The organism is Verrucosispora sp. SN26_14.1 (assembly GCF_004307965.1).
Taxonomy (GTDB): domain Bacteria; phylum Actinomycetota; class Actinomycetes; order Mycobacteriales; family Micromonosporaceae; genus Micromonospora.
Window position 1 is genome coordinate 1 of sequence record NZ_SISL01000216.1, and the last position, 10,001, is coordinate 10,001.

Annotated in this window: 6 protein-coding genes and 1 rRNA gene; 1 reads left to right on the forward strand and 6 read right to left on the reverse strand. The window is 71.6% G+C overall.

Annotation, left to right across the window (positions count from 1 at the left end; all coding sequences use genetic code 11):
• Positions 1–93 (reverse strand): 16S ribosomal RNA (locus tag EYA84_RS18965); the annotation flags it as partial.
• 734 nt (positions 94–827) lie between these two features.
• Positions 828–1,079, reverse strand: a complete 252-nt coding sequence (locus EYA84_RS18970; protein WP_131054389.1) for an SCO4848 family membrane protein — start codon at positions 1,077–1,079, stop codon at positions 828–830.
• A 66-nt stretch (positions 1,080–1,145) separates the two neighbouring features.
• Here EYA84_RS18970 and EYA84_RS18975 point away from each other — a divergent pair, with 66 nt between their 5' ends.
• The gene (locus tag EYA84_RS18975; protein ID WP_131054390.1) at positions 1,146–1,685 is read left to right on the forward strand and encodes a hypothetical protein; all 540 of its coding nucleotides are present in this window, start codon (positions 1,146–1,148) and stop codon (positions 1,683–1,685) included.
• A gap of 25 nt (positions 1,686–1,710) precedes the next feature.
• Here EYA84_RS18975 and EYA84_RS18980 read toward each other — a convergent pair whose 3' ends face one another.
• From EYA84_RS18980 to EYA84_RS18990, 4 genes are read right to left on the reverse strand one after another with little or no spacing between them, the layout of a single operon-like run.
• Complete coding sequence (locus EYA84_RS18980) at positions 1,711–2,340, reverse strand: hypothetical protein (protein ID WP_131054391.1); 630 nt, start codon at positions 2,338–2,340, stop codon at positions 1,711–1,713.
• 20 nt (positions 2,341–2,360) lie between these two features.
• Positions 2,361–2,996, reverse strand: coding sequence for a hypothetical protein (locus tag EYA84_RS33545; RefSeq protein ID WP_236145841.1), 636 nt, complete (start codon positions 2,994–2,996; stop codon positions 2,361–2,363).
• Complete coding sequence (locus EYA84_RS33550; protein ID WP_236145842.1) at positions 2,993–3,835, reverse strand: DUF6406 domain-containing protein; 843 nt, start codon at positions 3,833–3,835, stop codon at positions 2,993–2,995. Before EYA84_RS33550 ends, EYA84_RS33545 begins: the two co-directional genes overlap by 4 nt.
• A 32-nt stretch (positions 3,836–3,867) precedes the next feature.
• Complete coding sequence (locus EYA84_RS18990; RefSeq protein WP_131054392.1) at positions 3,868–9,984, reverse strand: C2 family cysteine protease; 6,117 nt, start codon at positions 9,982–9,984, stop codon at positions 3,868–3,870.
• Positions 9,985–10,001 lie beyond the last annotated feature (17 nt).

Consider the following 10,001-nt stretch of genomic DNA (forward strand, 5'->3'; position numbering starts at 1 on the left):
GCTCGAGTACCCCGAAGGGCCTTTCCGCTCGACTTGCATGTGTTAAGCACGCCGCCAGCGTTCGTCCTGAGCCAGGATCAAACTCTCCAACAAAAACCTATTGGAAAAGCAAACCCCAGCAACAAAAAGTTGTTGCCAAAGGAATCCCCACCAACCCGAAAGTTGGCACGGGGCATCATAAAACAATTTGGCACTGGCTTATCAAGCACCCTGTTGAGTTCTCAAAGAACAACCACACACCATCAGAACACCCACATCAGCAGGCACTCCTCCGGGGCCTTACCCGCACCCACCTCGCGGCGGGCACTTTTACTACGTTACCTTACCGTCTGGCCCGTGTCAACCGGTGTGTCCCGGTACGTCACGCTTCTGGCGGTTCGGCATCCGTGATCAGGCGCAGCGGTGACCGCTTCGCTCGATCGTCGGATTTGGCAGGCCGGCCGCTTGCGGTTTCCCGCTAGCTCGCCCGGTTCCCTGCCGGTCGTGAACATTACCCGGTCGGTTCCGCTCCGCCAAATCCGCCCCTCGGCGTCTTCGTCGGGCCCCGCCCGGACCGCGTCCACTGAGGATCACTCCGCACTGAACTCGGTACCGCCTGGTCCGGACCTCGTGGCTTTCGCCCCGTTTGCCCGTTCCGCAGCGGCAGAGAGAAAGTTACGCGTCCGCAGGTTTGATCGTCAAATCCGGGGGAAGCGGTCCCCGTCACACTTCGGTGCCCGTGAACGCTTCGCCGGTCCGAAGTGGCCTGTTCCTCCAGGTCAACACGCAGCGACGCCTGGGGAAACCGGACCGCAGCACGACCCCCGTGGTTCACCCGGGTGCCCAGCTCAGCGGGTACCCCGGCGGGACATCCGCCAGGCGCGTACGCCGAGCAGTCCCACTGTCGTGCCGATCGCCAGCGACGCACCGATCAGCATCGCGTGCACCCAGAGGAAGCCGGTCGCCGGCCAGTCACCGACCGTGCCGCTGGACCAGGACCGCTCGTCGTTCCAGATCGCCACCGCGAACCTCGGCCAGATCACCCAGGTCCAGACGCCCACACCGGCGAGGAACACGGCCCAGCCACGCGACACCACCATGGTCGGCGAGTATGCCAGCGGGCGGCGGGGACGGTGCCCGGACAGCTCGATCGGTACGGTAGGCCGATGACCCCGCCGCTGAGCCGCACCAATGCGGAGGCGCACCTCTACATGGACCTGCGTCCCTGCTCGTGCGGGGACGTCGGCTTCCCTCGGCAGAGCGCGGTCGTCGCGTTGGCCGACGGCGAGCTGGCGAGTCGGTACACCGGCGCCTGCGCCGGCTGCGGGCGGGAGAGGGAGTTCGTCTTCCGGCTGCCCCCGGGTCTCGGCGCGGCAGGCACCGGGTTCCGCTACGGCGGCGACGAGCCGTCGGAGCTGCTCGACCCGGGCGAATGGCTGCTCGTCGCCGACGCGTACGCCGGACAGGTGTCGGTGAACGCGGACGGCGACTCCCGGCAGCGGGCCCGGGCAGCGTTGACCCGGGCCGTCGCCGCGCTCGACGAGGTCGGCAAGTTCATCCCGGCCGACGGCGACGCGGTCCCCCCGGAGACCTTCGCCAGCGACCGGGGGCGTCACCTGCACCAGCGCGAGCCCGGTCGGTTCCGGCGGGAGCGGCTGCGGGCAGTGCGCGACACGTACGCCGGGATGCTGGCGCAGCTCGACTGAGTCGGACCCGCCGGCGGCGACGCGGTCAGAGGCCGCGGGCCTCGTCCAGGCAGGCGGCGTTGGTGGCCAGCAGCATCGGCAGCGCCGCGAGGAACTCACGCAACACGTGGCGGGGATCGTGCTCCCGCTCGTCGACGAAGTCGACCCGGGCGCCGGCCTCGGCGAACACCTCGCAGACCTCCCACAGGCTGTCGCCGACGCTGCTCCACTGCCAGACGTCGTGCACGAGGGTGGGCACCCGGACCACCGGCTCCATGCCGAACAGGCCGATGCCGTAGTTCAACGGGTCGTCCGGGCTGTTGCCGAGCGACACCATCAGCGGCAACACCCGGTGCGCGCGGGCGAACCCCTCCAGGTCGGGATCGTCGGGACTCACCTCGACCAGCAGCCCGTCCTCCAGGAACCCGTCGACGATCCGCTCCGGGTCGGTGACCCCGACGGCGGTGGCGGACTCCTCCAGGGCGCTCCTGGTCCACGGCCGGGTCGGCGCGTCGGTCGGGGGATGCGCGGCAGCCCAGACGGCGAACGCCTGCGGATCCTCCATCGTCACCACGAGGCGACCGATGCCCAACGAGTAGTAGGCGACCGGCGCGCCCGCCTCGGGATGGAACTCGCCGGTGTATCGGCCGACCGGCAGGATCAACGGCTGCGTCATCGGCGGTGTCCTCGTCTCGGTCACGGCTGCGGCTCCAGATAGACCACGCTGGCCAGCAAGAGCGGGTGCAGTGCCCGGAGGAGCGCGGTGAGCAGCAACTCCGGCTCGGTCAACTCCGTGTCGGTGCCTCCGCTGTCGCGCTCGTCGGCGGCCAGCGACTCGCAGACGTCCCAGAGGCTCTCGCCGGAGCGCCCGCTCTCCCAGAGGTTGTAGATCGTACGGGTGACCTTCACGATCGGCCGTTCGAAGAAGCCGATCGACCACAGCCAGGGCTCGTCGGCGCTGTTGCCCAGCCCCACCATCCGCGAGCCGAGCCGGTGGCGCTGGGCGAAGTCGACCGCCGCCGGGTCGTCGGGCGTCACCTCGACGAGCAGGCCCTCGGTGAGCAGGCCGTCGAGCAGCGGTTCGACGTCCACACCGGGAAGGTGTACGCCCGCCGCCCGCCGCACCGAGGTGAGCGACCAGAGTTGTTCCTCCTCGCGGTCAGCCGTGCTGTGCGCGAGCGCCCACAACGCGAAACGCGGGTCGTCCAGGTCCCACACGTCCGGGCCGAGCCGGACCCGCTGGTAGCGCTCCGAGGCGCCGACCTTGGGGTGGAAGCTGCCGAAGTACTGCCCAAGTGGCAGCAGCAGGGCCTCTGGGGTCGGCGTACTCATGGCTGCCCGTCCTGGTGGTCGCGGGGATCGGTGAAGGTGCTGGGCGGCACCATCTGCACCGGCGGGAGGTGGTCGACCTCCACGGGGGTGAGCCGGCCGAGGAGATAGCCCATGGACCTGGCCACTCCGCGTAGCTTCCTCTCCCGGGCGACGGAAGCAGGTGGACCGGGCGGGCCGACCAGGTCCAGTTCGTGAACGAAGTACACGATCGAGTCGCCCGACTGCGTCGAGACGACCAGCAGGCCGCCGGAGGGGTTCGCGATCACCAGCCAGGCCGGCGACAGCCACGGGTCGCGGTGTCGGCGCTGGGCCTGCACCAGATCGAAGAGCGGATAGTCGGGGTGCACACCGAACAGCGGGCGTTCCGGCGTCAGGGCGAACGGCACTCCGGGTACGTGGTGCGGCACCTCGGGCTGCGCGCCGTTGTTGCGGCGCAACCAATCGCGGTAATCCGCGGGCAGGCGGAGCCCTAGTGCGGACTCGACCGATTGGAGTTGTGCCTCGTCGACCTGGCCGTAGGGTCGCAGCCGAGAGGGTTTCCACAGGCGCCCGGTGGGTGGATCCATCACCTCGTTCGCGTCCACCCGGCGAACCGTGACCTCCCACTGGTCCTCGCTGGCCATGTCCAGGTCGGCGAACCGCCAGGTCTCGTCACCCACCGGGAACGTCTCGCCCAGCCGCATCTCGTGATGCGTGGACTCCTCGGCCCAGTGCGGCATGACCACCACCTCGGCGCGCACCGGCGGCCCCACGTCGACCCATCGCACCGCTAGTCGGGCGTGCCCGATGTCGACTGGGACGTTGTTCGGTATGGAGGTGATCTCCGTGAAGGAGCGCAACGGCCGTTCTCCCTGTCCTGTCGTCGGCATCGTCAGCCGTTCACCATGTCGTGCAGCACGGACTCCTCAGGGAGCCTGAACCCGAGCACGTCCTGCGCGATCTGTTCGGCCGCCTCCCGACTGACGGGCATCGATCCTCCGACGCCTGGTTGCCCACCGTCGGCGCTCCAGTGGGCCGTGCGCTGCCCATGCTCGGAGGAGACGACCACGAGCAGACCATTCACCGTACCGTCGGCACCGAGCAGGGCGAAGTAGCCGACCGTCGTCGGGTGCTCGTCGAGGAACGTGCGACCGAGCGAATGACGGTGCGAGCGTTCCGGCTCGCTCTGAGCGGGCACCTTCGGTGCCGGACTCGGCGTATCCAGCCGCGCCGCGGCGGCATCGGTCTCGAGCGGGCCGGGCACTGTTGCGGCTGGCCTGGGCGCGACTGCGGGCGCGACGTCCAAGTGGGCATAGGACGTGCTCATCAGGTGCAGGAAGTCCAGGATCGGCATCTCCGCCGGATGATCGAAGTTCCACGGGTTTCGCAACGACACGCGGCCATCAGCGACCGCGACCACTTCGTACGCGTGGCCGGGCACCAGGCCGAACGGGAGTTGATGACGAATCTCCGCCGGGTAGTCCCGTTTCGGCAGCGTGCCGGTGATGATCGGACTGCCGGCGGCCAGCAGCTCGCCGAGTCGCGCCGCCACCGCAGCCTCCTGTCCCGGCCGGGCGTCGAACGTCGATGCGCGACTGGGAGCACCCGTGAGCTGGGTCAACAGTTGCGCCTGCATGTCGGGGGTGCTGCCGATGTTCAGCCGCGCGTAGCCCGTCGGCGCCGCCTGGTGCGGATCGTCCGGGCTGTGCCAGGCCAGCCAGCTCGACTGCCACTGTTGGCGCTGCTCCACACTCCAGGTCCGGTCGACTGCCGCCAGGGCCTTCTCGAGCAGGGAGGCCCAGGCTGCGCCGTTGACCGACTGGTCGGCGTAGGCCGCCGATCCGGCTGCCACGGATCGCAGAGGTACGTCGGGGGTCACCGTGATGCGCAGTCGACGACCCGTGGGCGCCATCGTCTCACCGAGCAGGGTGCTCTCGTACAGCAGCACATCGACGGTGCCGTCCGCATTAGTCTGGAAGAGCTGCGCCAGCACGTCTGGTCGGTGACCGGCGACCGCAGCGATGGTGGCCAGTACTCCGCAGTCACCGAGCATGCCCTGTCGTACCTGGTCACGGCGGGGTGGGCCGTCGAAGACCGGTGCCGGTCGCCCGGTCCGGGTATCCATCGGGCGCCCGTACTCGACGGCGCGTCGGGGAACAGGGTCGGGCAGGGTGACTCGGTCGGCGGTCGCGGTGACCTCGCCGGTGGTCACCGTCGGAGCGGACTCGATATCGACCTCGGTCTCGGGCGGCATCATCGACCGCAGCGCCTCGGTCAACGCGTTCGGCACCAGCGCCATCCGCCGCGCGTCGGTCTGGTAGTGGAACGCGTGGGTGGTGAGTACGGCCATCGCGGCGCGATTCGTGCCGTAGGCGGCCCGGAAGGCGGCGTCGATGCGGATCCGGTCCTCGGCGAGCAGGGCCTGGCGACCGGCCGGGGTGTTCAGGTCGTACGCGGGCGCCGACGCGGTGAGAGTGAACTCCGGTGCGCCGTCGAGGGTGTACGGGCGCAGGTCGAAGCGGCCGGTCAGGTCGACGTAGACGCCTTCGGCGGCCACCCGGTCGGCCAACCGTGGATCGACCTGACGGATCTGGTCCAACAGGTTCGGCGGCAGGCCGATGAGCTGCCCGGCCAGGGCGGGCATCCGGGGCATCGAGGACTGGCGCTGCTCCCCGTGCACGGCCAACTCGCGCAGCTTCGCGGTCAGCTCGGCAGCCTCCGGCGGCGGTCGGAAGTCCGGGGCCAGATGGTCTCGGTAGTCGATCGCGCGGTACCGCTCGACGAGCGTCGGGTCGGGTCGGTACGCCAGGACGTCGTTCACCGTCTCCGGTGTCATCGCCGGCAGGCTGAGCGTCATCACGTGGTACCAGACGTCAGCGGGCACGACCGCCAGACGTTCCCGTGCGTCCGGCGTACCCGAGCGCAGGCCCAGGTGGTCGACCAGCGTGTCGATCTCGGCGCGCAGGGCCAGCCGGGCGGCAGGGTCGGCCTGCGCGTACCAGGTGGCCATCAGACGCAGCTCGGCCAGCCGTCCCCGGTCGGCGACGGTGAGGCCGGCCGGGTCGATCGGTCCGTCGACGGTGTCCTGGTCGAAGAGGCCGACCTGGGCCGCGCCGGTCTCGTGTCGGGCCAGCAGTTCGGCGGTCTCGTGTGCCAGCGCGCGGTCGACCGCGCTGTCGGCGGCCCGGTCGGAGACGGCGAGGGTGAAGGTGCCGTCCAGGTTGCGGGTCGTCTGCGCCACCGTGCCTGTGGGCAGCGCGTCGGCGACGACCCGGACGCGCAACGGGTCCAGGCCGTCGGCCCGCACCTCGAAGGCGTCCGGGCCGACCGCGACGACCTCGGTCGCGCCGATCGATTCGGCGAGGGTGGGCAGCACCAGCCGGGCCCGGTCCCGCACCGCCGTAGGCTCGGCGGCCGGTCGGCCGTGACCGTGGAACTGCGAGTCCGGCAGCGCGGCGACCGTGCTGTGGGCCAGTTCGACGTGCGCGTACGTGGGCCTCATCAGGTCGAGGAAATCGCGGATCGGCATCGGCGCGGGGTGGCTGTCGTTCCACGGGTTGCGTAGCCGCACCTCGCCGTCGGTCACCGACACGACCTCGTACGCGTGCCCGGCGTAGAGCCCGTGGGGCGGCCTGCCGTGCTCGTACGACTCGTAGCGCGCGGCGGGGTGCGTACCGGTGATCACCGGGCTGCCGGCGTCGAGCAGGGCCGCCAGTCGGGCCTCGGCGTCGGCCTCCCGTCCGGGTGTCGGGTCGAGCTGGTCGACCCTGGTCGGTAGGCCGGTGATCTGGCTGAGCAGTTCCGCCTGCACATAGCGGCTGCTGCCGCTGCCCAGCCGGGCGTAGCCGAGCGGGGCGGCCTGGGCGGCGTCCACGTCGGGTCGGGCGCTCCACTGCCGCTGCCACTGGTCGTGGCGTTGCGGGGTCCAGGTGCGGTCGACCGCCGCGATCGCCTTCTCCAGCAGTGACGCCCAGGACGTACCGACCATCGACTGGTCGGCGTAGGCGCTGCGTCCCTTCGCGGCGGCGTGCACGGGCACATCCGGGAACACGGTGACCCGGAGCAGGCGTCCGGTGGGGGTGACCGCGCTGCCCGGCCCGTCGGTCTCGTGCAGCAGCACGTCCACCGAGCCGTCCGGGTTGGGGCGGAACATCCGGGCGACGGTGTCCGGCAGGTGACCGGCGACCGAGCCGATCACGGCGATCATGCCGCAGTCACCGAGCGCGCCCTGCTGCACGTCCGTCCGCTTCGGCGGGCCGTCGAACAGCGGTGGCGGCTGGCCGGTCCGGGCGTCGAACGCCGTCCCGTAGACCGGTCCGCTGCCGGCCGCCTTCTCCTCCGGCAGCGTCACCCGGTCGGCGGTCACCTCGATCTCGCCGGCCGGTCCCTCGGTCGGGGCGGTCTCCGCAGCGGCGGCGGTGTCCGGCGGCGTGGGGGTGATGCCGCGCAGCGTCTCGGTCAGGACGTCGGGCACCAACCCCATCCAGCGGGCCGTGCCCTGGTAGTGGAACTCGTGGTCGGCGAGGAGGGTGGCGGCCTGATCGCCGAGCAGCCCCCGCAGGGCGGCGTGAGCGCGTTGCCGGTCCTCGTGCAGTTGGGCCCGTCGACCGGATTCGGTGGTCAGGTCGAAGACCGGTCGGGCGGCGCCGAGATCGATCGCCGGAATCCCGTCCACCATGTACGGGCGCAGGTCGTATCGGCCGGTCACGTCGACGTAGATGCCGTCACGGCCGAGTCGGTCGGCAAGGTCGGGGGCGACGGCCCGGATCCGGTCGAGCTGTGCCGGGGGCAGGCCGACGATACTTCCCGCGAAGGACGGCATCCGGGGAATCCCGGTCTGCGCCTGCTCGGCCTCGATGGCCAGTTCCCGCAGCCGGTTGGCCAGATCGGCCTGCTGCGGCACCTGGAAGTCCGGCGCCAGCCGGGCCCGGTAGTCGATCAGCCGCACCCGCTCGACCTCGCTGGGGTCCGGTGTGCCCGCCAGTACCTCCGACACTGCGGCCGGCGTGAGGGCAGGCACGCTGAGCTGCACCAGGTGGGCCATCACGTCACCAGGGAGCAGTGCCCACCTGCCCCGGACCTCCGGGTCGCCCACCCGCAGGCCGAGGTGGTCGGCGAGGGCGTCGATCTCGGTACGCAGCGCGAGCCGACCGGCCGGGTCGGCGTCGGCGTACGCGGCGGCGAGCAGGCGGATCTCCGCCATCCGGCCCCGGTCGTGGGCGGTGAGCCCGGCCGGGTCGATCCGGCCGTCCACGTTGCCCGGGTCCAGCGGCCCGACGAGTGCCTGCCCCGACTCGTGCAGGGCCGACAACTCGGCCACCTCGTGCGCGAGCGCCCGCGCCACGACCTGGTCGACGGCCCGGTCGGAGACGGTGACGGTGAACGTCCCGTCGGGGTCGCGGGTCGACTGGGCCACCACGCCGTCGGTCAACGGGCCGGTGGTGAGGCGCACCGTCAGCGGGTACTGCCCGGCCACACGGATCTCGAACAGGTCCGGACCGACCTGCACCACGGCGTCCACCTGGGCGTACGGCGCGATCTGCGGCAGGGCGGCCCGTGCCAGATCGAGTACGGCCGCCGGATCGGCGGCCGTACGGCCCAGGCCGTGGAACCCGGAGTCCGGCACGGCAGCCGCGGTGATCCGCCCCGAGTCCGGGTCGGTCCCTCCGTCCGGCCGACCGGCGGCCGGGTCCGGCGCGGCGAGGTCGCCAGCGGCCGGGTCCGACGAGTTCGGGTCGACGGCGGTCGGGTCCGCGGAGCGCGGGAAGGCGCCGAAGAGACGCCCGAGTACGCCGTTGCGCTGCTGTGCCCCGGCCAGGCGCTCGGTGAGCCGATCGGCCGCCGACTCGGCCGCGTCGAGCCGGGCCTCCAGGTCGGCCGTCGCCTGTCCGAGCTCCCGGACCGGCTCCTGCAACCGGTCGACGACCTGGTCCACCTTGTCGGCTGCCGCCCGGGCGTCGCTACGGGCGTCGAACCGGGTCCGTACGTCGTCGGCCGCCAGACTGGCCCGTTTCGCGTACCACTTCGCGGCGCCGATCACCGGGACGGCGGCGAGCGCGGCGACCGGGATGATCGGGGCGAGCGGACTCGACAGGGCGAGCGCGATCGCGGTGCCCCCCGCGCCGGCCAGGCCGGTCGTGGCGAAGCTGGCGCGCAGGTACGTCCGCAGGCTGGGCACGCCCGGCGGACGGCCGACGTCGATGTACCTCTGTCTTCCGCGCAGCGTCCGGAGCCGGACCGACCGACTGGCCCGGTCGCCGCCGTAGTCGACGACCACCTGGCGTGCCTCGGGCGACAACTGGGCCACCCGGTCCACCCGGCCGAACATGCCCTCGCGCAGCCCGAGCCGGTCGATGACCGCGTACAGCTCGCGCAGGGCGGGCTTGAGGGACATCGGGTCGGCGGTGCGGACGTGGCTCTCGGCGACCTGCAGTTCCCACGAGTCGGCCCGGCTCAGGACGTCCGGACCCTCCGTCGTGGTGGTGTCGCCGTCGCGGGAGGTCGACGGGGTCGGTGCCGGCGGTCCGTTCTCCGCGCCACGCCCCGCCAACCGGTCGACCGCCGAGGTGACCCGGTCGAGTTTCGCCACCGCCACCCGGAGCCTGCGGGCCGCGTCGGTCACGACGACCTCGGTGGGTACGGCGAGCCGGTCCACGCGTGCCGCCGAGTCCGCCGCCGGGTTCGGATGGTCCAGGTCCCACTTGCGGCGGGCGTCCTTGACGCTGGTCTCCATCCGTTTCAGCGCCAGGTCGCGTACCGAGCCGAGCACGCCGCCGGCCGCCATGTTCAGCGGCCCCGCCCCGGCGGCGACCTGGATCACGCCGGCCAGGCCGACGGTGGTGGCAGCCTGCACCAGCGGCCCGGGGGTCTGTTCCACCGCGTACACACCGGCGTTCGGCACGTTGCTCGGCCGCGCGTCACTGTCCGTGGCGTCGGCGGGCCGGCCGACGAAGATCCGCGCCATCCGGTCCGCCAGCAGCCGACGGCCGTGGCGGTCTCTGATACACATCTCCGAGCCCACGAGAC